Below are 21160 nucleotides of genomic sequence, written 5' to 3'. Positions count from 1 at the left end.
TCGAGCGTTGGGAAAGCGCGTTCCCACTGCATTTATGATGCATCTTCCGGCGCCTCATGGCAAGCGCTTTCCCGAAAGTCGTTCAAACTGCCATAATGGCCACTACGCGCACGTTGGCTGAACAGGAGAAACCGGTGGCTGCAAGCACTCTCACCGAGGTGGCACGACTGGCCGGGGTCTCACCGGCTACTGCATCACGCGTGCTCAACGGGTCCGCCCGCAAACCCGGTCCGGGGGTTTCCGAGCGGGTCCGGCAGGCGGCTGAAGCCCTCGGCTATATCCCCAACGCCCAGGCCCAGGCGCTCGCGAAATCCAGCTCGGGACTCGTGGGCCTGATCGTGCACGACATTGCGGATCCGTATTTTTCGGCCATAGCCCGCGGCGTGCAGGACGTGGCCCGTGAACAGCACAAGATGGTGCTGCTGGCCACCACCGGCGGGACGCCGGCCGATGAGAAGGAAGCAGTAGCCGCCTTTGCGGCCAGACGGGCCGACGCCATTGTCATTGCCGGCTCCCGTTCCAGCCGGCCGGAGGACGCTCAGGGCAATGCCGAGCTCGCCGCCGAACTGGACCGCTACTGCCGCAACGGCGGTCATGTCGGCGTGGTGGGGCAGGCGATCGTCGGAGCCGGCGCGCTGGACGGATACCACTTGGTGGAAGTGCCGAACGAAGAACTTGCTGCGGAACTCGCCGCGAAACTGGCGGCCAGCCATCCGGGTGACTTCGTGATCATCGGCGGGCCCGAGGGACTCATCACCTCAGACGACCGGGTCCGCGGCTTCCAGTCCGGCCTTGCCGCCGCTGGCCGCCCCGCAGCTGAAGTCCTCCGGGCATCGTTCAACCGCGCCGGCGGCTACGACGCCGGCCTCGCGCTGGCCGAACGCTTGAGGACTGCCCGGGAAGCCGAACCACTGAATGAGGGCGCACAGCCCGGCCTGTGCATTTTCGCCGCGAACGACGTCATGGCCATCGGCGCCACGGCGGCGCTCCGTGCCGAGGGATTCAGGATTCCCCGCGACGCCCTGATCGCAGGGTTCGACGACATCGAAACCCTGCGGGACTTCCGCCCGGGACTCTCGACCGTCCGCCTGCCGCTGGAGGAGATCGGCCGCCTGGCCACGCTGAGCACCGTGGGGTCCGGTCCCGGCGCTACGGAAGGACACCACGACGACGGTCCGGCCGTCACGGGTCAGGTGACGCTCAGGCGGAGCACCGAGTGGACCGCCTGAGCGGCAGTCCCGCGACGCCGGCCGGCCTCACCGTCATCCCGGCCCGCCAGCCTGCTGCCCGGAGGTCCCCGGCCATGCTGGTCCTTCCGGGCGGCGGCTACGAACACCACGCCGACCACGAAGCCGAACCGGTGGCCGAATGGCTGGCGTCGCTGGGCATCCACGCTTTCGTGCTCCGGTATCGGGTGGCGCCACACCGCCACCCGGCACCGCTGGCGGACGCGAAGGCCGCCGTATCCTGGATCAGGCGGGGCAGCCACGGGCTCGCAGTGGACAGCTCCCGCGTGGGCGTGCTGGGATTCTCCGCGGGCGGCCACCTGGCCGCCACCCTCGCCTCGGGACTTTCCGCCGGAGACGACGCTCTCGACCTGCCGTCGTCCCGGCCGGACCTTACCGTCCTCTGCTACCCCGTGGTGTCCTTCCAAGCGGCCGTCCACCAGGGCAGCATCAACAACCTGCTCGGCGACTCGCCGTCCGGTGACCTCCTGGCAGAGCTTTCTGCCGAGCTCACTGTCACGGACGGCACTCCCCCGGCCTTCATCTGGCACACATCCGACGACGACGCCGTTGATGTGGAACACAGCCTGCGCTATGCCTTGGCGCTGCGCCAGGCAGCCGTCCCTGCAGAGTTGCATATCTTTCCGCACGGCCGCCATGGGCTGGGCCTCGCTGACGGGGTGGCCGGCGTCGAGCGATGGACCGAGCTTTGTACCACCTGGCTCGCCGGACACGGCTGGTGCCCGTGACCGCCACGTCGGTGACCACAGCGCCGGCCGACTGGCCCGACGTCGAACGCCTTTTCGGAGTGCGCGGTGAGCCGTCGCGCTGCTGGTGCAGGTTCTTTGCCCTGACGGGAGCCGAGTGGAATGACGTCACGCCCGGGGACCGGAAGAAACAGTTCCGGGCGAAGTTCGACGCCGATACCCCGGCACCGGGGGTCCTGGCCTTCAGGGAGGGACAGCCGGTGGGCTGGTGCGCGGTTGAACCGCGCGACTGCTACCCAAGGATCCTGCGTTCGAAGGTGTTCAAGGCGGCCGGACCGGCCGTGCAGAGCCCGCCGGAGGACGGTCCCGAAGGTTCCGTCTGGTCGGTGACCTGTTTCGTCGTCGCGCCGGGGCACCGTCGCAGCGGCGTGGCTGCAGCACTGCTTCGCGCCGCCGTCGGCCATGCCATGGATCACGGCGCCGGCGTTGTGGAAGGCTACCCGGTGGATCCGGAGATGCGTCCCAAAGCCGGCCCTGCTGACCTGTACCACGGAACGTTGAAGCTGTTCCTGGACGCAGGCTTCGAGGTGGTCAGCGATGCGGTGCCCGGCCGGGCAGTGGTCCGCCTCGCCGTTCGGGCCTGAGGCCTCGACGGACCCGAAGACCTAACGTGAAGACCTAGCGTGCCGGTCTCAACCCCTGCGGCGAAGCCAGCACCGAACGCAGGGCGCTCCCGGCCGCGCCCAGGAGGGCGGCCGACTGGCCGAGTTCCGAGATTGCCACACCGGCCGGGCCGACGACGCCGGGCGCAAAGTCCGCCAGGCTCCGGACAACGGCGGGTCCAATCCACGGTCCCATCCGGGTGAAATGGCCGCCGAGGACAACTGCTGAGAGATCCATCAACCGGGCAGTGGACGCCGCGGCAATCCCAAGGTAGTGCCCGGCGCGCGCCACTGCGGAAATGGCGTCCGCATTTCCGGCCGCAAGCAGCTCGGTGAGGTGTTCGAGCCGCGCGGACGCGGTCCCGTCGGGAATGCCGGCTTCAGCGAAGATGGCTTCCTGGCCCGCGAACGTTTCCAGGCAGCCGCGGCCGCCGCATGAACAGTCCGGCCCCGAAGGATCCACCACTACGTGCCCCACTTCGCCGGCCTGCCCGCGGGGTCCCGAAAAGAGCTGCGAGCCGATGACGAGGCCGCCACCGACGCCCACTTCGCCGGAGACAAAGAGGTAGTCCTGGAAATCAACGCCGTGCCCGTACCAGAGCTCCGCCAGCGCAGCGCAGTTTGCCTCGTTGTGGAGGAGTGTGCCCTGCGGTGCCCCCGGCAGCAACCCGTGCAGCTCAAGGGCAACCCCGTGCCATTTCAGGTTGGGGGCGCTGGAAACAGTTCCGGACCCCGTGTCCACAAGGCCGGGAACAGCCAGCCCCCCGCCAAGGATTTCGACTCCGCCCGCGGATGCCTCCGAAGCAACATCGGCGGCGAGACCCGCCAGCAGGGCCATCACGGCTTGCGGTGATTTGCCGCGGTTGCCGCATTCCAGTGTCCTGTGGATCCGCAGGGTCCCGCCAAGGTCAAGGAGCCCGGCCGAAATGTAGTCGACATTGATTTCCATGCCCACCACGCCGCGACGGGTGCTGAGCTCAAGGCCCACGCCAGGGCGGCCGCGCTCACCGTCCCGGGCCGCACCGGATTCCGCCACCAGGCCGGCGTCCACGAGCTCGGCGACGAGGCTGGACACGGACGCCTTGGTCAGGCCGGTCCTGGCGGCCAGGTCGGCGCGGGTGGGGCGAACGTCCGGATCGGTCCGAGGCTCCGCGAGGGACGCCAGGATGCGCACCAGGTTTCCGCGCCGGACATCCTCGACTCGCCCGGGCGCAGGACGGACCGTACCGCCGTCGGCATTTTTTCCCAGTGACATTTCCGCCGCCTTCATCATTGACCTTAGTCAATCATGATGCATATAGTTCAGATTGAAAACTAATTGATCCACTGCCGCTTCGGCGGTGGGCCGCAGCCGGGACTCCACCCTCCACAACCCTGAACCAAGGATGCTTCATGACTCTTCAGCCCACCCCTGCAGACCGCTTCACCTTTGGCCTTTGGACCGTCGGCTGGACCGGCGCCGATCCGTTCGGCGTCGCCACCCGCCCGGCCCTGGACCCCGTCGAGGCCGTTCACAAGCTCAGTGAACTCGGCGCGTACGGCATCACCTTCCACGACAACGACCTGGTTCCGTTCGATGCATCAGCGTCCGAACGCGAACTGATCCTGAAGAACTTCAAGACCGCCCTGGCCGAGACCGGCCTGAAGACACCCATGGTGACCACCAACCTCTTCAGCCACCCGGTCTTCAAGGACGGCGGCTTCACATCCAACGACCGCTCCGTCCGCCGGTTCGCCCTCAGCAAGGTCCTGCAGAACATCGACCTTGCCGCCGAGCTGGGTGCAGAAACCTTCGTCATGTGGGGCGGACGCGAAGGCAGCGAGTACGACGGTTCCAAGGACCTCTCCGCCGCCCTGGACCGGATGAAGGAAGGCGTGGACACGGCTGCGGCGTACATCAAGGACAAGGGCTACGGCCTGCGGATCGCCTTGGAGCCCAAGCCCAACGAGCCCCGCGGAGACATCTTCCTGCCCACCGTCGGCCACGGACTGGCCTTCATCGCCCAGCTCGAACACGGCGACATCGTGGGCCTCAACCCGGAAACCGGCCACGAGCAGATGGCAGGACTGAACTTCACCCACGGCATCGCCCAGGCACTGTGGGCCGGAAAGCTCTTCCACATCGACCTCAACGGCCAGCGCGGCATCAAATACGACCAGGACCTCGTCTTCGGCCACGGCGACCTCACCAGCGCCTTCTTCACCGTGGACCTCCTCGAAAACGGCTTCCCCAACGGCGGCCCCACGTACGACGGCCCGCGCCACTTCGACTACAAGCCCTCCCGCACCGACGGCTACGACGGCGTCTGGGAATCGGCGAAGTCCAACATGTCCATGTACCTGCTCCTGAAGGAGCGGGCCCTGGCCTTCCGCGCCGACCCGGACGTCCAGGAAGCGCTGGCCACCTCCGGGGTCTTCGAACTCGGCGAGCCCACGCTCGCCGCCGGGGAGACCGCCGCGGAGCTGCTCGCTGACGCGTCCGCTTTCGCGGAGTTCGACGCCGATGCTGCCGCGCAGCGATCGTTTGCATTCGTCCGGCTCAACCAGCTGGCCATCGAGCACCTGCTCGGAGCACGCTAGGCCCGGCTCCCCCGCCCAACAAACACCCGCTGCCGCCGGACCCGTACTCCCGGGTCCGGCGGCAGAGCCCTTCAGAAAGAACCGACATGCCGCTGGTAGCAGGAATCGACAGTTCCACGCAGTCATGCAAAGTGGTGATCCGGGATGCGCAGACCGGCACCCTCATCCGCCAAGGGCGCGCGGCCCACCCCGAAGGCACCGAGATCCACCCGGACCACTGGTGGACCGCCCTCCAGGAGGCCATCGCCCGGGCCGGCGGCCTCGATGACGTTGCCGCCGTCTCCGTTGGCGGCCAGCAGCATGGCATGGTGTGCCTGGACTCCTCCGGCACCGTGATCCGTCCCGCACTGCTGTGGAACGACACCCGCTCCGCAGGCGACGCGGAACAACTTATCGCAGCTGCCGGCGACGGCGATGCGGCGGCAGGCGCCGACGTCTGGGCGCAGGCGACGGGTACGGTCCCGGTGGCATCACTGACCATCACGAAACTCCGCTGGCTTGCCCGCAACGAACCGGACAACGCGCGCCGCGTTGCGGCCGTGTGCCTGCCGCACGACTGGCTGTCCTGGCGCCTGGCCGGCCACGGCCCGGGAAGCGGGCCGTCGTCGCTGCAGCTCCTGCGAACCGACCGATCGGACGCGTCCGGCACCGGATACTTTTCCACCGCCTCGGGAACCTATCTCCCGGAAGTCCTCGAAAAGGTACTGGGCCATCTTCCGGCGCTTCCCGCCGTCGTCGGCCCCCTGGAAGCCGCCGGCAGGACGCCGGCCGGCGCACTCATTGGCCCCGGCGCCGGCGACAACGCTGCCGCAGCCCTCGGCGTGGACGCCCGGCCGGGTGACGTTGTGGTGTCGCTGGGGACATCAGGAACGGTATTCGCCGTCTCGGAGACCCCGTCCGCCGATGCCACCGGACTCGTGGCAGGCTTCGCAGATGCCACGGGCAACTTCCTCCCGCTGGCCTGCACCCTGAACGCCACCCGGATCTTCGATGCCACGGCCGCGCTGCTGGGAGTAACCCTTGCCGGACTCACCGAACTGGCCCTCGCCGCCCCGGCCGGTTCCGGCGGCCTCACACTCGTGCCGTACTTCGAAGGCGAGCGCACGCCCAACCTGCCCGACGCCACAGGATCCCTGCACGGGGCCACCCTGGCCAGCTACACCCGAGACAACCTGGCCCGGGCCGCGATCGAGGGCGTGGTCTGCTCCCTTGCGGACGGCCTGGCCGCCCTGCAGGCCCAGGGAGTGAAGGCCGGCCGGATCATCCTGGTGGGTGGCGGGGCGCAATCAGCGGCCGTGCAGCAGATTGCTGCGTCCGTTTTCGGACTCCCCGTGGTGGTGCCCGAACCAGGGGAATACGTGGCCGACGGCGCCGCCCGCCAGGCGGCAGCCGTCCTGACGGGTCAATGGCCGCAGTGGGGTTCCGGCGGCACCGAAGTAGAGGCAGCCGACGGCGGTGCACCGGAGGTCCTTGCACAGTACCGGCGGTACGCCAGCAACTATCTCGCCGGCTGACGCCTACCTCAGCGACTGATTGCGCGGACGGTCCAGCTGGCCTCGTGGGACTCCCCCGGGGCCAGCCGGACCACGTCGGTTCCGCTGTTGAAGGCGTCAGGCGGGCACGTCATGGGTTCAACCGCGAGGCCCAGCCGGGATGGCCCTGCGGGCTTGTCGGCCGTGTGGATCTGCAGCCACGGCCACGCAGAATCCCATTCCAGTTCGACGCCGGTGCCGGACGGGTCGTAGGCCCGAACTGCCGCGAGTCCGTCCTCGTTGGGAATCAGGCCGGCAAAGGCGTGGTCGATTTCGACCGCACCCAGGACCCGCTCAAACCGGAAGTCAAAGGCATGGCCTTCGACGCCGGCCATGCCCTCCGGCAGCAGCCGGTCGGCGGACACCTCCATGAATTCGGTGGCCGGGATCTGCACGGTCCACTCATCCAGCGGGGCAGGTCCGGCGAGGAGGTACGGATGCGGGCACACACCGTAGGGCGCGGCGTCCGGGCCAACATTCTCGGCGCGCACCGTGCCGCGCAGCCCGTCAGCCCGGAGTTCGTATTCAACAGAGATGTCAAGGCGCCCCGGATACCCCTTTCCCGGTTCAACACGGGTACCGAGGCGGACGGAGGATGCGGTGTGCTCCTGGAGTTCCCACAGCGCGCCAAACACCAGGCCGTGCAGTGCAGTCCCCCGGGCTTCCTCGTTGACCGCGGACCGGAACTCCTTGCCGTCGAAGCTGTACCGGCCATCAGCCAGCCGGTTGGGCCACGGGGCGCAGATGACGCCGCGGTAGTCAGGAATCTCCCCCTCGGACCCGAAGCCGATGACCAGATCGCGGCCTTCGTGCTGCAGCTCCCGGAGTGCTCCTCCACGGGCCGTCGCGATTGCGGTGTAGGGGCCGAAACTGATCTCATGCTCGGTGGGGGTCATAGGTGTCCATTTACTGCCGGAGATGGTGTGTTAGCGCTCACTATTCTAATACACCGCCTGTCGGACAGGGCAAGGATGACGTGACCGTCCGCCAGTAGAGTTGCCACCATGGCGAACGAAGAACTGATAGCCGGAATCCGCAGCCGGCTGCGGGACTCGGCAGACCCGGTGCGGGCAGCCGGAAGCCAGGCCTACATGAAGTCGGACATGCCGTCGCTTGGAGTCAGGGTTCCCGAGGTGCGGAAGATCACCCATGGCGCCGCCGCGCAGTGGCCCTGCAGTTCAATCCAGGACCTGAGCAATACAGTCCTGGCGCTCTGGCGTTCGGCCGCATTCCGGGAAGAGCGGTATGCCGCCATTGACCTGACGGGTTCGCGGCTGGCCGTCGGCCGGCTGGAACTGCTGCCGGTATACGAAGAGATTATCCGGACCGGGGCGTGGTGGGATCTGGTGGACGGGGTGGCGCACCGGATGTGCGCCCTGCTGCAGGCACACCGTCCGGAGCTCGACCGGATCCTCCGCGCCTGGAGCAAGGACCCCGATATGTGGATCCGCAGATCCGCCATCACCGCCCAGCTCGCGGCAAAGGCCGCCACCGACCCGGAGCTGCTCGCCTCGGTCATCGAGGCCAATCTGTCCGACCCGGAGTTTTTCATCCGGAAGGCCATTGGTTGGGCCTTACGCGAGTACGCGAAGACCGATCCGGCCTGGGTCCGGGAGTTCGTTGACCGCCACGGCACGGAGCTCAGCCCGCTCTCCCGCCGCGAGGCCCTTAAGAACCTCCCGGCCGGGTGACTTCCGGCCCGGTGACTCCCGGCCCTGCGGCCGCCTCAGATGACCGGGCGGGTGGTAACCGGCTCATCCGGCTTGCTGAACAGCTGCTTCGTTTTGGGATCCAGGAAGATCAGGTACAGCGCGAACAGCAGCGCGATGATGGCCGCGGCGTTGCGTGCCAGTGCCAGCGGAAGGCCCAGGTCCTCCGTCTGCAGGTAGGGGAAGACCTCGAGCTGGTCTGAGATGGCGTAGACCATAAAGAAGGACACGATGAAGTAAAGAGCTTTCACCTGCCAGTCGTCCCGGATGCCGGTGACGGCGAACAGCGGGATGAGCCACACAACGTACCAGGACTGGATCATGGGAGCGAGCAGGACCACGGCCGCGAACCCCAGGGTGAGCCGGCGCATCAGGCGGTCGTGGTCGCCGCGGAAGATCTGCCAGGCGACAATTCCGACGGCCAGCAGTTTGCCGGCGTCGTAAACCCATTTGGCCAGTCCCCAGCCGTCCAGCCCGAAGGCGTTCGAGATGGATGCCACCACAAGCCCCAGCAGGCCCACCGGTGCGTACCAGATCCAGATACTGCCCGGCGCGGAGAGTCCGTTCACCCAGCCGAAGCCAAAGCCGTTCACCAGGCTCATGGCGTACAGCATCGCCAGGCTGATGCCGGCAGTGAGTCCCCAGAAAACGAACTTCCGCGGCCAGCCGGCGTTCTTTCCCGCCCATAGGAGCCCGATAAACGGCAGGAACACGATGGTGATCGGCTTGACGGAGATCGACAGCGTCACGAGGACCAGCCCGAACACCACGCGCTTGGTGGCGCAGTAATAAAGTCCGGCCAGCGCCAGGCCGATCATGAGCGCATCGTTGTGGACACTGGCGATGAAGTTGGTCAGGAACAGCGGATTGGCTGCGGTGAGCCACAGCGCGCGGTGCGGATTCACGCCGTGCAGCTCCGCCAGTTTGGGAACGTACACAATGCACAGCACCACGCCCACCAGGGCGGCACCACGGAAGAGCATGATGCTCGCCTCGGGCTGCACGTTGGTGGACCACACCACCAGTTGTTCGATCCACAGGAACAACTGCCCGTAGGGAACGGGTGCCTCGGTCCACATCTTGTCGGCCCCGAGTTGGAAATAGTTGGAGAGTGCCGAAATCCCGTTTTCGTAGGGATTGAAGCCTTCAACCATCAGCCGGCCCTGGCCGATGTAGGCGTAGACGTCACGGCTGAAGAGCGGGACCGAGAACATCATGGGAAGCCCCCACAGGGCCACAGCCTGCAGGGTGGCCTTCCGGGCACCCGCGCCCCAGACGCGGACACGCTGGCCAAGGCGAAGCCAGGCCCGCACCAGGAGCATGCCGCCGACGGCCAGCAGCACGATGGACAGTGCCACCCCTACCGCTTCAGTGCGCATCCAGATGAACAGCGGCAGCCGGCGAAGTTCAGAGACGGGCGCAAGCCAGCCGACGCCCAGCGAGCCGATCGCCATGAACATCGAGCCGGCGAACCCCGAGAGGAGCGGCGAGAGGGCGTTGTCCACTTCAGCCTCAACCGGCTCCGGTGACGTACCGGCAGCCACTCTTCCCGCCGCAGGCACAGGCGCCGTCATCTCAGGATCGTCCAATCTGTTGTGGGGCATTGTTCACCCGCTAGCAGCCGGTCACGCCGGCGGGGGTGGGGCCGCGGCAGCAAAAACAGCGCACCGCCACGTATCGAAATCCTAGCACCGGACAGCTCCGTGGCAGCGGAACGGTAGGCTGGTCGGGTGCCTATTACTAACGAACGCATTGTCTGGATCGACTGCGAGATGACCGGCCTGGACATCAAGAATGACGCCCTAATCGAGGTGGCCGCACTGGTGACGGACTCCGAACTCAACATCCTGGGTGACGGCGTCGACGTCGTCATCCGGCCGGACGACGCCGCGCTGGCCCAGATGAACGATTTCGTCCGCGACATGCACACCCGATCCGGGCTTCTCGAAGAGCTTCCGCACGGAAAGACGATGGCAGAGGCCGAAGCCGTGATCATGGAATACATCGCCAAGTGGGTTCCGGATCCGCGCAAGGCTCCGCTGGGCGGCAACTCCGTGGGCACGGACCGCGTCTTCCTTGCCCGGGACATGCCGGCGGTGGTGGAGCACCTGCACTACCGGGTCATTGACGTCAGCACCATCAAGGAACTGTCGCGGCGCTGGTTCGCGCGGGCCTACTTCCAGGCTCCGGCCAAGCACGGCGGGCACCGCGCCCTCGGCGACATCAAGGATTCCATCGATGAGCTGCGCTACTACCGGGAGGCAGTCTTCGTCCCGGCGCCGGGACCGGACAGTGCCACCGCCCAGCGCATTTCGAAGTCCGTCATGGCCTCCGCCGAGTCCCTTGCAGCGGCGACGGAAAAGTAATCTGCGCCACGTTTGAAGGAAATTTTCCTAAAACCGGCAAAAGTGGCAAAAACAGCCCCGCGGAGCAGGTAAGCTATATGACGTTGCCTTCCAAGACAGCCGGTAACCCGGACGGTCTCGCGGGGCACATGGTGGGCTTAGCTCAGTTGGCAGAGCGCCTGGTTGTGGTCCAGGAGGTCGCGGGTTCAACCCCCGTAGCTCACCCTCATGAAGGGCAGGATTTTCGCCCTTACCTAAAGGCCGCACCGGTTATCCGGTGCGGCCTTTACTTGTTTCCGCACTGCATCAAAGGAACCACCTGACATGACCGTTCTGCCGATCACCATCTGGGGCGAGCCGGTTCTCCACCGCCGGGCCGCCGAAGTGGAAGTCTTCGACGACGAACTCCGCACCCTTATCGCCGACATGTTCGAAACGAACGACGCCGCCAACGGCGTGGGGCTCGCCGCCCCCCAGGTGGGCGTTGGCAAGCGCATCTTTGTGTACAAGTTCGCGAACGACGACGGCGTGCCCCCTGCCGGCGCCGTGGTGAACCCGGTCCTGACGCTGTCCAAGGTTTCCGGCGCCCTCCCGGACCCCGATGAGGAAGTGGAGGGCTGCCTGTCCTTCCCCGGCGGCCAGTACCCGCTCAAGCGCGCGGAGTGGGCTCGGGTGCAGGGCTTCGACGGTGACGGGAATCCGGTGGACTTCGAGGCCACGGACTGGTTCGCCCGGATAATCCAGCATGAATACGACCACCTGGACGGCAAGCTCTACGTGAACCGGCTGATGGACCGCTACGCCCGCAAAGCCATGAAGCAGGCCAAGCGGAGCGGCTGGGGCGTTCCCGGCCTGACGTGGATGCCCGGCGTCGACCCCGACCCGTTCGGGCACTGATTTTTAATCGGGCACCGGTTTTCGTCGGACACCGGTTTTAATCGGACACCGGGCGGCCGCCCCTAGCGGTCGTCCTATCGCGGAATGAGGGTCTGCTGCTGCGGGCACGAGGCCAGGACACGATTCATGGCGTCTTTTTCGGCCTGGGTCACCCACAGCGCGTAGGCAGCTTTCACTGAGATCTGGCGGGCCACGTAGTGGCACCTGAAGGCCTTGTTTTTCGGAAGCCAGCCGGCTGCGTCCGAGGCGCTCTTTTCCTGGTTGGCGGGACCGTCGGCGGCCACGAGGTTCAGGGGATCGTTGGCGAGGTTTTGACGCTGTAGCGGCGTCAATTGCTGGGCGCCCTTCTGCCACGCGTCGCCCAGGGCCACGACGTGGTCAATCTGGACGGCTTTGCTGCTCTCCGCTCCCCTGGTGAAGGTCACCACCGCTCCGGTGTACGGCTCATGGAATTCCCCGCGTGCCACGCGGCACCGGGAACCCTCGGTGAACTGTGCCCCGCCGAGGTCCCGCCGGAGGATGTCATTGCGGGTGTCGCAGCCGTTGCGGTCCACATCCAGCCAGGCCTGGCCGAATGCGGTGCGTTCGTAGTTGTCGTTGGCCGCCCGCCCTTTCACCTCGAGCGATTCCAGCGCATCGGCCGCACGGCCTTCCGGTACAGGCCGGACAGGCGGAACAGCTTTCATCCACGCCGGATCAAGCACAGGAGCGGTGCTGGGGCCCGTGACGGACGGCTCCGCCACGGCAAACTGGCCTGCCGTAAAGAACCAGCACACGGCTGAAACCAGGCCGGCGGCCAGCACTATCAGTACAGCCCAGGCCTGGCGGGAGCGGCGCCGTGCACGCCGGTAAGCCGCCCAGCTGATGGTCATGGTTGCAGAGCCCGATGTTGATTCCTACGCACCGGACGAGCTTAGGTGCGGCCACTGACAATGCGGCCGATATCCACAGTGTGGAGGGGCAGTTACTGCTCTTTCATCACACGTTTCAGGTCCACGGTGGCGAGGTCCAGCAGCTCCTCAAGCTGTTTGATCCTGCTATCGGGAATCTCTCCCGCAGCATGCGCCACTCGCGCCTGTTCGAGGAGGCGGGTAGCTTCCTTGTGGTTCTGCCGCGCTACGTCGAGGGCGTGTTCGAGGGTGGTTTCATGTTCGAGAGTCGATTCGTGTTCCATGACACCATTTTGGGTCCGTTTCCCGGCCGATGCCAGAGCACCGGCCGGGAAACCTCAGACCCGGATCCCGTCCGGACTGCTAGACCGCGATTGCTGCCAGCGCCGCGGCGGGTTCCTTGACGGGGAACGACGGCGGGTTGACACCGGCCATTTCCTCCATCACGCGGACCACCTGGCAGCTGTAGCCGAACTCGTTGTCGTACCAGACGTAGAGGACCAGGTTCTTGTCGTTGGAGATCGTGGCCAGGCCGTCAACAATGCCGGCACGCCGGGAACCGACGAAGTCCGTGGAGACGACCTCGGGGGAATCGATGTAGTCGATCTGCTTGCGCAGCTCGGAGTGCAGGGACATCTGCCGCAGGAAGTCGTTGACCTCGTCCTTGGTGGTGCCGTTCTCCAGGCTCAGGTTCAGGATGGCCAGGGAAACGTCCGGGGTCGGGACGCGGATGGAGCTGCCGGTGAGCTTGCCAAGGAGTTCGGGGAGCGCCTTGGCCACGGCCTTGGCGGCACCGGTTTCGGTGATCACCATGTTCAGCGCGGCGGAGCGGCCGCGGCGGTCGCCCTTGTGGAAGTTGTCGATCAGGTTCTGGTCGTTGGTGAACGAGTGGACCGTCTCGACGTGGCCGTGGACCACGCCGAACCTGTCGTTGATGGCCTTCAGGACCGGGGTGATGGCGTTGGTGGTGCAGGACGCCGCGGTGACGATCTTGTCCGAGTCCAGGATGGTGCCGTGGTTGATGCCGTGGACGATGTTCTTCAGCTCGCCCTTGCCGGGTGCCGTGAGCAGGACGCGGGAGACGCCCTTGCTCAGGAGGTGCTGGGACAGGCCTTCGGCGTCGCGCCAGCGTCCGGTGTTGTCCACCACGAGGGCGTCCTTGATGCCGTAGGCCGTGTAATCCACGGTGGAGGGGTTGTCCGAGTAGATGACCTGGACCTGGACACCGTTGGCCGTGATGGTGTTGTTCTCGGTGTCCACCTTGATGGTGCCCTCGAACGATCCGTGAACGGAGTCGCGGCGCAGCAGGCTGGCGCGCTTGGCGAGGTCGTTGTCCGAGCCGCGGCGGACCACGATCGCGCGTAGACGGAGTCCGTGACCGCCACCGGCCTTTTCGATGAGGAGGCGCGCCAGCAGGCGGCCGATGCGGCCAAAGCCGTAGAGCACGACGTCAGTGCTGGTGCGGTCGTCGCCGCCACGCTTGCCCACGACGTCCGCGAGTTCAGCGCGCAGGAACTCCTCCAGGCTCGCACCGTTGGCCTCGGCCTTGAACTTCTGGTTCAGGCGGGCGATGTCGATGGCAGCAGCACCCAGATCCAGCCCGGCGAGGGCATCCAGCAACGGGGCCGTCTCTTCCAGGAGCAGCTCGTCCTTGCTCATCCGGCGCGCGAAACGGTGCGCCTTCAGGATGTTCATGGTGGACTTGTTGATCAGGCTGCGGCCGTGGATGGAAGTCACCACGTTGTTCTCGCGGTACAGCCGGCCGATCACCGGGATCATGGCCTCGGCAAGTGCCTCACGGCCCATCCACGTATCAAGACAAGAATCTGACGTCTGGCTCACAGAACTACCTTCCTTGGGTCAACCACATACGTCCTCGTATGCGGATGTCGGCCACCGGAGGTATTCCGGGGCACAGGCATCGGCGGGGATTCGGTCCACCCCGGACACCTTGGAGAATCGCAAAGAAAAACCGCCGGCTGCGAACGCAGACCCGGCGGCAGAACTTCTACGTTCGCTATCCATTCTAGGGCGGCGACGCCGCCAGTACTGCCCCGCAAAGCGTGAAGTCACTCACATGCCGGTGACGGCAGATGTGCCGCCAAAGCGGTGATGGATGGGTTGACCGATACGCCGGGTTCTGTGTTCCCGCGCCGTTGCCGGTGCGGGAGTAGCGGCCATCCATCTACGAACGCCGTTGCCGACGCCCTCCAGCGGCCTACCCGGACACTCGGGCGAGCAGCCCTCGAACGTGCCCTGTCTGGCCTTGCTCCGGGTGGGGTTTACCTAGCCTTCCCGGTCACCCGGGAAGCTGGTGGTCTCTTACACCGCCGTTTCACCCTTACCTGCTTCGTGCCGCTTTCAAACCGGCGCGACGCAGGCGGTCTATTCTCTGTGGCACTGGCCTGCGGGTTGCCCCGAGTGGGCGTTACCCACCACCCTGCTCTGCGGAGCCCGGACGTTCCTCGAGCCACTTGCGTGACGCGCGGCCGCCTGGTCAACCCATCCGCATTTCATTCTACGTGCTGCACCGGCACCCGCCGTGCGGGACGTCCTGCGGACCGCCCCGGAGGGACGTTTCGGGCGCACGGAGGGACGTTTCGGGCGCCAGGTGGGACAATTGGACCAGGTCAACTCATGCAAGAAAAGAGGGGATCCTGATGGACCCCACCAGTACGTACATCGCTATCGCCGTCGCAGTGCTGCTGCTCATCTTCCTGAAGATGTCCATCCGGATCGTGCGGCAGTATGAGCAGGGGGTGCTCTTCCGGCTTGGCAGGGTCATGGGCATTCGGCTCCCGGGCCTGCGGTTCATCATCCCGGTTGTCGACCGCCTTCCGTTGGTCAGCCTGCGGATCGTGACCATGCCGATCCAGTCGCAGGGCATCATCACCCAGGACAACGTGAGCGTCGACATTTCCGCCGTTGCCTACTACCGCGTGGTCGACGCCGTGAAATCCGTTGTGGCCATCGAGAACGTCGCGGCCGCAATCGACCAGATCGCGCAAACCACGTTGCGGAAGGTGGTCGGCAGGCACAGCCTGGACCAGACGCTGTCAGAAACCGAGCGCATCAACAGCGATATCCGGGAAATCCTTGATGCCCTGACGCTGGCCTGGGGTGTCGAGGTGACCCTGGTGGAACTGAAAGACATCCAACTGCCCGAGAGCATGAAGCGCGCAATGGCCCGCCAGGCCGAGGCTGAGCGGGAGAAGAGGGCAAAGATCATCGCCGCGGAAGGCGAGGCCATCGCGGCAGCGGCGCTCGGCGACGCGTCGGACACCATGATGGCGCATCCGCTGGCCCTGCAGCTGCGGAACCTGCAATCGCTGGTCGAAATCGCGGTGGACAAGAACTCGACGGTTGTCTTCCCGGCGCCGCTGATGAGTACCATCGGCGAACTGTCCGCGTTCCTTGCCCGGGAAAACCAGGCGGCGACGGCCGCCGCCAAACCGCCGATCAAGGCGGCCTGAGCGGCGGGCCGGTATGGGGGCCTTCACGCCTATGATCGGCTTATGGAATTCCCGACGCTCGGACGCAGGCGGCTGCTGGAACTCGGAGCCGGCGGTGTGACCGCCGCTGTGCTGGCGGGGTGTGCGCCGGTCAGTGACGGCCTGACGGCGTCGAGGGCGGAAGTGCGCAGTGGTTCCTTCACGTCGAGGTTCCGCCCGGATACGGGGACGAACTGGTCCGTGGCGATTCCGGGCGGCAGTGCCGGCAGCGACCAGCAGCCCCTGCCCGTGGCACTCTTCCTGCACGGTACGGGCGCGGACCACCGGATGGTTTTCGACGACCTGCAGGCTGACCGGGTCCTGGCGCAGCACGTGGCCCGCGGCGGGCAGCCTTTTGCGATCGCGGCTGTGGATGGCGGCGAAAGCTGGTGGCACCGGCGCGCAACAGGAACGGACACGCAGTCCATGGTGGTGGAGGAATTCCTCCCTTTGCTGGCAAGCCAGGGGCTGGACACCGGCAGGACCGCCGTGTTCGGCCTGTCGATGGGCGGCTTCGGCGCCCTGCTCCTCGCCTCCCAGCACCGGCTGCCCGGCCTCCGTGCCGTCGCAGCGATGAGTCCGGCAGTGTGGAGCATGCACGACGCCGGGCGGGCGGACAACTTTGACGGCGCCGCAGACTTCGAGGCCAACGACATCTTCGCGCTCAGGCCGGAACTGGAAATGTTGCCCAAGAGGATCGACTGCGGCACCGCGGACAACCTGCTCTACAGCGTGAAGGACTATGTCAGCGGCCTGCCCGGGGAGCATGAAGGCGGGTTCCAGGACGGCGGCCACGACAGCGGCTACTGGCGCTCCATCCTGCCGGATGTCATCTCGTTCCTGGGGCGGAACCTGGCCTGACCACCGGCACAGCACTCCGCCCCCCCGCGCCGGTAAGATCGTACGGTGCTGATTCTGCTGCCCCCGTCTGAAGGCAAGACCCCCGCTGTCCATGGTGAAGCCGTCGACTGGACCGCCCTGAGCTTTCCCGTGTTGAACACTTACCGGGCAAAGGTGCTCGAAGCACTGGGGGACGTCAGCGCCCACCGGGACGCACTCGCGCTGCTGGGCGTCGGAGCTTCGCTCAGTGCCGACGTCGAACGCAACACCCGGCTGCACACGGAACCGGCGGCGCCGGCGCACCAGGTCTATTCCGGTGTCCTGTACGACGCACTTGGCTACCAGTCGCTGACGCCGGCGCAGCGCCGGAAGGCGGATGAATCGGTGCTGGTCATCTCCGCCCTCTGGGGCGCCATCCGCTTTGCTGACCGGGTGCCCGCCTACCGGCTGTCCATGGGTACGTCACTGCCCGACGTCGGCCGCCTGGCGTCATTCTGGAAGCCGCAGATTTCGGCGGCCCTGGCAACCGCAAGCGAAGGGGAGCTACTGGTGGACTGCCGCTCCAGCACTTATTACGCGGCTTGGGCTCCCCCGCCGGCGCAGACCGTTGCCGTCAACGTGTTTACGGAGGTGAACGGCGTGCGCAAGGTGGTCAGCCACTTCGCCAAGCACACGCGCGGCGAGCTGGCCCGCCACCTGCTGACGCGCCGGGGTGCCGCTCCCCGGACCCCTGCTCAGCTGCTCAAGGCGGCCAGCGAAAAGTGGGAAGCCGAGCTGGTCGAGGGCACTTCACGCAAAGCGCACGCCCTCAACATCATTCTCGCTGCCTAGGCCCATTCGGCGGAGCGGACCAGGATGCAGCCGGAGTCCGGGCAAAACACGATGTCGTCCTCGGCCGCTGCCTTGATCTCGGCAAGGTCGCCTGGGCTCAGCTGCATCCCCGAACCTTCGGATTTGCCGTGGAACAACCGAGCCGCCCCGACTCCGCGCTTGGCGAGCGTCTTGTCGTAAATTGCCAGCAATCCGGCATCAAGGCCGGCGGCGAACTCCGCACGAGCGGCGCCCACTTCGGCGGCCTCGGCGGCAATCTCCGCCAGGGCGGCGTCCAGCTCAGCCCGGATCCCGCCGAAGGATCCCTGGACGTCATCCACGATCTTCTGCTGGGCCGCCTGGCGTTCACGGAGTCCCTCCAGCCGTTCCATGACCTCGAGCTCCACGTCTTCAAGGGCCGAGCGCCGCTTGTTGAGCGAGGCGATGTCGCTTTGCAGGGCAACCAGGTCCTTGGACAGGCCGGTGCCGCTGTTCAGTCGCGCTTCATCGCGTTCGATCCTGGACGCCACCTGCTCCACATCGGCTTCCGAGCGCTTGAGCTCGGTTTCAGCGTCATGGACCGCCATTTTTGCGGCACCGAGTTCGCCGTTGGCCACGGACAGCGCAGCCTGCAGGTCGCTGATCCGGGGATCGTTTTCGAGGGTCCGGCGGCGGTTGGACAGCGATTTGAGCCTGGCGTCGAGTCCCTGCAGTTCGAGCAATTTCAACTGTTCTGCCGGTGCTGCCTTGGCCACTATTACCTCCGCTTGTTCCTACCGGCCACGGCCGGGCACCGGACCGGCGCAGTTTAGACTCTAGCGCCTAGCGTGCTCGCCTGCCTCGCTAAACCCGGCAGGGCCCCCGCACGCGAGGCTTAGCCCGGAGTCAGAATGAAGTCCCACGGATCACTGTTGGTGGTGCTGACCCGGATGTCGACGTCGTGGCCCTGGTCGCTGAGGACGTTTCCGAGTGCCTCAGCCGCGGCCGGCAGCCACAGCCACTCGCTGGCGAAGTGGGAAACGTCGATGAGGTACGGCCTGTCATTTACGGCATTCTCACGCGCCTCTGACGCCGGGTGGTGGCGGAGGTCCGCGGTCACGAAGAGGTCGGCGTTGCTCGCCCGGACCTCGTTGAACAGGGAGTCCCCCGCGCCACCGCACACGGCGACGCGCCGCACCAGGCCATCCTTGTCCCCGGAGACCCTGACGCCGCCGGCGACCGAGGGCAGGATGCCGTAGACGCGAGCTGCGAAGTCCCCGAGCGTCATGACGTCTTCAAGGTCCCCGACGCGGCCGATGCCTTCCTCCGGCAGGCCGTTCGTGGCGGGAGTCAGCGGCACAACATCATGGAGGCCAAGGGCGTCCGCAAGGACATCGGAGACGCCCCCGACCGCGGAGTCACCGTTGGTATGGACGGTCAGGAGCGCGGTTCCGGATTCGATCAGGCGGTGGACGGCTTTGCCTTTGGCAGTCGTGGCCGCAACGGAGGTAACGCCCTTGAGCAGAAGGGGGTGGTGCGTGATCAGCAGGTCAGCACCCCATTCGATGGCTTCTTCGATGACGTCAAGGGTGGGATCGACCGCGAACATGATCCTGCTGACGACTGCTGAGGGATGGCCTGCGACAAGGCCCACCTCGTCCCACTCCTCGGCGAGTGATTCGGGCCAGAGTTCTTCGACGGCCAGCAGGATCTCGCCCAGTGCCGGGGCATCCGAGGGTTCGGCAGCGTCAGACTCAGCACCGGCCGGATCAGCAGCGGTACGGGCGTCTTCTGCAACGTCGGTGTTCACAGGTTCCATACCCTCATTTTTACCCTATCCGCCGTCTTCGCCCGCACGCGCAGCAGTCTCGTAAGGTGGTTGGGGAATCATCGGCGCGCTTCAACCATTGAAGAGGACATGAAAACTTTTGTGCTTGGCGGAGGCTGCTTCTGGTGCCTTGACGCCGTCTACCAGCAAACCAAGGGTGTTACGTCGGTCATTTCCGGCTATACCGGCGGCCACGACCGCCATCCGGACTACTACTCGGTCTGCTCGGGCACCACAGGCCACGCCGAGGTGGTGGCGGTGAGCTTTGATGAGGACGTGATCCCGGCCGAGGTCATCCTGGACATGTTCTTCGCCCTCCACGATCCCACCACGCTCAACCGCCAGGGATACGACGTCGGTACCCAGTACCGCTCGTCCATGTTTTACGAGACCACGGAGGAAAAGATCCTTTTCGAGGAGGCGATCGAACGGAACCAGGCGCTGTGGGCGCATCCGATCGTCACAGAAGTCAGCAGGCTGCCCGTATTCCATGTGGCCGAGGATTTCCACCAGAACTACTACGGCAAGCATCCGGAACAGGGCTACTGCCAGGTGATCATCAACCCCAAGCTGGCCAAGGCAAGGAAATATTACTCTGCATGGCTTAATGCTTAGCTAGGCTCCGGCCGCCCTCGTTAGGCTGACCTCAGTATTCGCTGTTCAGAGAACTCTTCAGAGATAGGCACAAATACATGGCACGGATCTACGACGACGTCACCCAGCTTGTCGGCGGCACTCCGCTGGTCAGGCTCAACCGGCTGACCGAGGGCCTCGACGCCCAGGTGGCGGTCAAGCTCGAGTTCTACAACCCGGCCAACAGCGTCAAGGACCGTATCGGCGTGGCCATTGTGGACGCAGCGGAGAAGTCCGGCGCCCTCAAGCCCGGCGGAACCATCGTCGAAGGAACCTCCGGCAACACGGGCATCGCCCTGGCCATGGTGGGTGCCGCCCGCGGCTACAAGGTCATCCTGACCATGCCCGAGACCATGTCCACCGAGCGCCGTGTCATGCTCCGCGCCTTCGGCGCCGAAATCGTGCTTACCCCGGGTTCCGAAGGCATGCGCGGCGCCGTGGAGAAGGCCCAGGAGATCGTGGCCAACACGGAGAACTCCATCTGGGCCCAGCAGTTCGCCAATGAAGCCAACCCGGAGATCCACCGCACCACCACCGCCGAGGAAATCTGGTCCGACACCGACGGCAAGGTGGACATCTTCGTCGCCGGCATCGGCACCGGCGGCACCGTCACCGGCGTCGGCCAGGTCCTGAAGGAACGCAAGCCGGACGTCCAGATCGTTGCCATCGAACCGAAGGACTCCGCCATCCTGAACGGGGGCGCCCCCGGCCCGCACAAGATCCAGGGCATCGGCGCCAACTTCATTCCCGAAATCCTCGACACCAACGTCTACGACGAAGTCCTGGACGCCACCCTGGAGGACTCCGTCCGCGTTGCCCGCGACCTCGGCGTCAAGGAAGGCATCCTCGGCGGCATCTCCTCGGGTGCGATCGTCTGGGGAGCCCTCGAACTCGCCAAGCGCCCGGAGAATGCCGGTAAGCTCATCGTCGCGGTTGTCTGCGACTTCGGCGAGCGTTACATCTCCACCGTGCTCTATGACGACATCCGAGGCTAAGCCTTAGCCCGCCATTCACCGTTTCCTGTAGAAAGG

21 protein-coding genes, 1 tRNA gene and 1 other RNA gene are annotated in these 21160 nt (G+C 66.0%); 14 read left to right on the top strand and 9 right to left on the bottom strand.

Features of this window, described 5'->3' with window-relative positions; genetic code table 11:
- The first annotated feature begins 134 nt into the window (after positions 1 to 134).
- From AC6JAC_RS09760 to AC6JAC_RS09750, 3 genes are read left to right on the top strand one after another with little or no spacing between them, the layout of a single operon-like run.
- Positions 135 to 1229 (top strand): LacI family DNA-binding transcriptional regulator, encoded by a 1095-nt coding sequence (locus AC6JAC_RS09760; protein WP_497964466.1) that lies wholly within the window; start codon positions 135 to 137, stop codon positions 1227 to 1229.
- Positions 1217 to 1975: an alpha/beta hydrolase gene (locus AC6JAC_RS09755; RefSeq protein WP_028268970.1), complete on the top strand. Its 759-nt coding sequence runs from the start codon at positions 1217 to 1219 to the stop codon at positions 1973 to 1975. The genes AC6JAC_RS09760 and AC6JAC_RS09755 overlap by 13 nt, the downstream gene beginning before the upstream one ends.
- On the top strand, positions 1972 to 2577 hold the full coding sequence (locus AC6JAC_RS09750; protein ID WP_497964464.1) for a GNAT family N-acetyltransferase: 606 nt from the start codon (positions 1972 to 1974) through the stop codon (positions 2575 to 2577). Before AC6JAC_RS09755 ends, AC6JAC_RS09750 begins: the two co-directional genes overlap by 4 nt.
- A 34-nt stretch (positions 2578 to 2611) precedes the next feature.
- Here the strand turns inward: AC6JAC_RS09750 and AC6JAC_RS09745 are convergent, their stop codons facing one another.
- Positions 2612 to 3850, bottom strand: a complete 1239-nt coding sequence (locus AC6JAC_RS09745; RefSeq protein ID WP_028268968.1) for an ROK family transcriptional regulator — start codon at positions 3848 to 3850, stop codon at positions 2612 to 2614.
- 137 nt (positions 3851 to 3987) lie between these two features.
- On the opposite strand from AC6JAC_RS09745, the gene xylA reads away from it, so the two are divergent.
- Both xylA and xylB read left to right on the top strand, forming a co-directional pair.
- Entirely contained in the window at positions 3988 to 5175 is a 1188-nt protein-coding gene (xylA, locus tag AC6JAC_RS09740) for a xylose isomerase (RefSeq protein ID WP_028268967.1), read from the top strand.
- 86 nt (positions 5176 to 5261) lie between these two features.
- Positions 5262 to 6689, top strand: a complete 1428-nt coding sequence (gene xylB, locus AC6JAC_RS09735; protein WP_028268966.1) for a xylulokinase — start codon at positions 5262 to 5264, stop codon at positions 6687 to 6689.
- Between the two features lie 8 nt (positions 6690 to 6697).
- On the opposite strand, the gene AC6JAC_RS09730 is transcribed toward xylB, so the two are convergent.
- Positions 6698 to 7603 carry an aldose 1-epimerase family protein gene (locus tag AC6JAC_RS09730; protein ID WP_028268965.1) on the bottom strand — a complete coding sequence of 302 codons (906 nt, stop codon included), beginning with the start codon at positions 7601 to 7603 and terminating at the stop codon, positions 6698 to 6700.
- A 108-nt stretch (positions 7604 to 7711) separates the two neighbouring features.
- Between AC6JAC_RS09730 and AC6JAC_RS09725 the strand changes: the two genes are divergently transcribed.
- Positions 7712 to 8398 carry a DNA alkylation repair protein gene (locus AC6JAC_RS09725; protein ID WP_028268964.1) on the top strand — a complete coding sequence of 229 codons (687 nt, stop codon included), beginning with the start codon at positions 7712 to 7714 and terminating at the stop codon, positions 8396 to 8398.
- A 35-nt stretch (positions 8399 to 8433) separates the two neighbouring features.
- Here the strand turns inward: AC6JAC_RS09725 and mptB are convergent, their stop codons facing one another.
- The gene (mptB, locus tag AC6JAC_RS09720) at positions 8434 to 9990 is read right to left on the bottom strand and encodes a polyprenol phosphomannose-dependent alpha 1,6 mannosyltransferase MptB (RefSeq protein ID WP_028268963.1); all 1557 of its coding nucleotides are present in this window, start codon (positions 9988 to 9990) and stop codon (positions 8434 to 8436) included.
- 156 nt (positions 9991 to 10146) lie between these two features.
- Here mptB and orn point away from each other — a divergent pair, with 156 nt between their 5' ends.
- The 3 genes from orn (at position 10147) to def (ending at position 11658) form a co-directional block, all read left to right on the top strand.
- Positions 10147 to 10782 carry an oligoribonuclease gene (gene orn / locus AC6JAC_RS09715; protein WP_081818762.1) on the top strand — a complete coding sequence of 212 codons (636 nt, stop codon included), beginning with the start codon at positions 10147 to 10149 and terminating at the stop codon, positions 10780 to 10782.
- Positions 10783 to 10913: 131 nt separating this feature from the next.
- Positions 10914 to 10986: transfer RNA gene (locus AC6JAC_RS09710), tRNA-His, on the top strand.
- Positions 10987 to 11085: 99 nt separating this feature from the next.
- Positions 11086 to 11658, top strand: a complete 573-nt coding sequence (gene def, locus AC6JAC_RS09705; RefSeq protein ID WP_028268961.1) for a peptide deformylase — start codon at positions 11086 to 11088, stop codon at positions 11656 to 11658.
- A 74-nt stretch (positions 11659 to 11732) separates the two neighbouring features.
- Here def and AC6JAC_RS09700 read toward each other — a convergent pair whose 3' ends face one another.
- From AC6JAC_RS09700 to rnpB, 4 genes are all read right to left on the bottom strand, one after another.
- On the bottom strand, positions 11733 to 12530 hold the full coding sequence (locus tag AC6JAC_RS09700) for an HNH endonuclease family protein (protein WP_028268960.1): 798 nt from the start codon (positions 12528 to 12530) through the stop codon (positions 11733 to 11735).
- Positions 12531 to 12622: 92 nt separating this feature from the next.
- Positions 12623 to 12832 (bottom strand): hypothetical protein, encoded by a 210-nt coding sequence (locus AC6JAC_RS09695; RefSeq protein ID WP_028268959.1) that lies wholly within the window; start codon positions 12830 to 12832, stop codon positions 12623 to 12625.
- A gap of 79 nt (positions 12833 to 12911) precedes the next feature.
- Positions 12912 to 14390: a glyceraldehyde-3-phosphate dehydrogenase gene (locus AC6JAC_RS09690; RefSeq protein ID WP_081818761.1), complete on the bottom strand. Its 1479-nt coding sequence runs from the start codon at positions 14388 to 14390 to the stop codon at positions 12912 to 12914.
- Between the two features lie 271 nt (positions 14391 to 14661).
- Positions 14662 to 15053: RNase P RNA component class A (gene rnpB / locus AC6JAC_RS09685), an RNA gene on the bottom strand.
- Positions 15054 to 15208: 155 nt separating this feature from the next.
- On the opposite strand from rnpB, the gene AC6JAC_RS09680 reads away from it, so the two are divergent.
- From AC6JAC_RS09680 to AC6JAC_RS09670, 3 genes are read left to right on the top strand one after another with little or no spacing between them, the layout of a single operon-like run.
- Complete coding sequence (locus AC6JAC_RS09680) at positions 15209 to 16021, top strand: slipin family protein (RefSeq protein ID WP_028268957.1); 813 nt, start codon at positions 15209 to 15211, stop codon at positions 16019 to 16021.
- 42 nt (positions 16022 to 16063) lie between these two features.
- Positions 16064 to 16900: an alpha/beta hydrolase gene (locus AC6JAC_RS09675; RefSeq protein ID WP_028268956.1), complete on the top strand. Its 837-nt coding sequence runs from the start codon at positions 16064 to 16066 to the stop codon at positions 16898 to 16900.
- Positions 16901 to 16945: 45 nt separating this feature from the next.
- Positions 16946 to 17710: a YaaA family protein gene (locus AC6JAC_RS09670; protein ID WP_497964459.1), complete on the top strand. Its 765-nt coding sequence runs from the start codon at positions 16946 to 16948 to the stop codon at positions 17708 to 17710.
- Here the strand turns inward: AC6JAC_RS09670 and AC6JAC_RS09665 are convergent.
- Both AC6JAC_RS09665 and AC6JAC_RS09660 read right to left on the bottom strand, forming a co-directional pair.
- Positions 17707 to 18444: a zinc ribbon domain-containing protein gene (locus tag AC6JAC_RS09665; protein WP_028268954.1), complete on the bottom strand. Its 738-nt coding sequence runs from the start codon at positions 18442 to 18444 to the stop codon at positions 17707 to 17709. The genes AC6JAC_RS09670 and AC6JAC_RS09665 overlap by 4 nt on opposite strands.
- A 119-nt stretch (positions 18445 to 18563) precedes the next feature.
- Positions 18564 to 19487: a Nif3-like dinuclear metal center hexameric protein gene (locus AC6JAC_RS09660; protein WP_028268953.1), complete on the bottom strand. Its 924-nt coding sequence runs from the start codon at positions 19485 to 19487 to the stop codon at positions 18564 to 18566.
- Positions 19488 to 19586: 99 nt separating this feature from the next.
- Here AC6JAC_RS09660 and msrA point away from each other — a divergent pair, with 99 nt between their 5' ends.
- Positions 19587 to 20111 (top strand): peptide-methionine (S)-S-oxide reductase MsrA, encoded by a 525-nt coding sequence (gene msrA, locus AC6JAC_RS09655; protein WP_028268952.1) that lies wholly within the window; start codon positions 19587 to 19589, stop codon positions 20109 to 20111.
- Positions 20112 to 20188: 77 nt separating this feature from the next.
- Positions 20189 to 21124 carry a cysteine synthase A gene (gene cysK, locus AC6JAC_RS09650; protein WP_011692288.1) on the top strand — a complete coding sequence of 312 codons (936 nt, stop codon included), beginning with the start codon at positions 20189 to 20191 and terminating at the stop codon, positions 21122 to 21124.
- Positions 21125 to 21160: the final 36 nt, after the last annotated feature.

The sequence above is a fragment of the Arthrobacter sp. KUASC02 genome, from assembly GCF_059739395.1.
This window is presented reverse-complemented; position numbering and strand designations above follow the sequence as displayed.

Excerpts from the sequence above, each read along its gene's own strand:
- AC6JAC_RS09745 (WP_028268968.1), bottom strand. The coding sequence starts at position 3,850 with ATGTCACTGGGAAAAAATGCCGACGGCGGTACGGTCCGTCCTGCGCCC.
- xylA (WP_028268967.1), top strand. The coding sequence starts at position 3,988 with ATGACTCTTCAGCCCACCCCTGCAGACCGCTTCACCTTTGGCCTTTGG.
- xylB (WP_028268966.1), top strand. The coding sequence starts at position 5,262 with ATGCCGCTGGTAGCAGGAATCGACAGTTCCACGCAGTCATGCAAAGTG.
- AC6JAC_RS09730 (WP_028268965.1), bottom strand. The coding sequence starts at position 7,603 with ATGACCCCCACCGAGCATGAGATCAGTTTCGGCCCCTACACCGCAATC.
- AC6JAC_RS09725 (WP_028268964.1), top strand. The coding sequence starts at position 7,712 with ATGGCGAACGAAGAACTGATAGCCGGAATCCGCAGCCGGCTGCGGGAC.
- mptB (WP_028268963.1), bottom strand. The coding sequence starts at position 9,990 with ATGACGGCGCCTGTGCCTGCGGCGGGAAGAGTGGCTGCCGGTACGTCA.
- def (WP_028268961.1), top strand. The coding sequence starts at position 11,086 with ATGACCGTTCTGCCGATCACCATCTGGGGCGAGCCGGTTCTCCACCGC.
- AC6JAC_RS09700 (WP_028268960.1), bottom strand. The coding sequence starts at position 12,530 with ATGACCATCAGCTGGGCGGCTTACCGGCGTGCACGGCGCCGCTCCCGC.
- AC6JAC_RS09695 (WP_028268959.1), bottom strand. The coding sequence starts at position 12,832 with ATGGAACACGAATCGACTCTCGAACATGAAACCACCCTCGAACACGCC.
- AC6JAC_RS09680 (WP_028268957.1), top strand. The coding sequence starts at position 15,209 with ATGGACCCCACCAGTACGTACATCGCTATCGCCGTCGCAGTGCTGCTG.
- AC6JAC_RS09675 (WP_028268956.1), top strand. The coding sequence starts at position 16,064 with ATGGAATTCCCGACGCTCGGACGCAGGCGGCTGCTGGAACTCGGAGCC.
- AC6JAC_RS09660 (WP_028268953.1), bottom strand. The coding sequence starts at position 19,487 with ATGGAACCTGTGAACACCGACGTTGCAGAAGACGCCCGTACCGCTGCT.
- msrA (WP_028268952.1), top strand. The coding sequence starts at position 19,587 with ATGAAAACTTTTGTGCTTGGCGGAGGCTGCTTCTGGTGCCTTGACGCC.
- cysK (WP_011692288.1), top strand. The coding sequence starts at position 20,189 with ATGGCACGGATCTACGACGACGTCACCCAGCTTGTCGGCGGCACTCCG.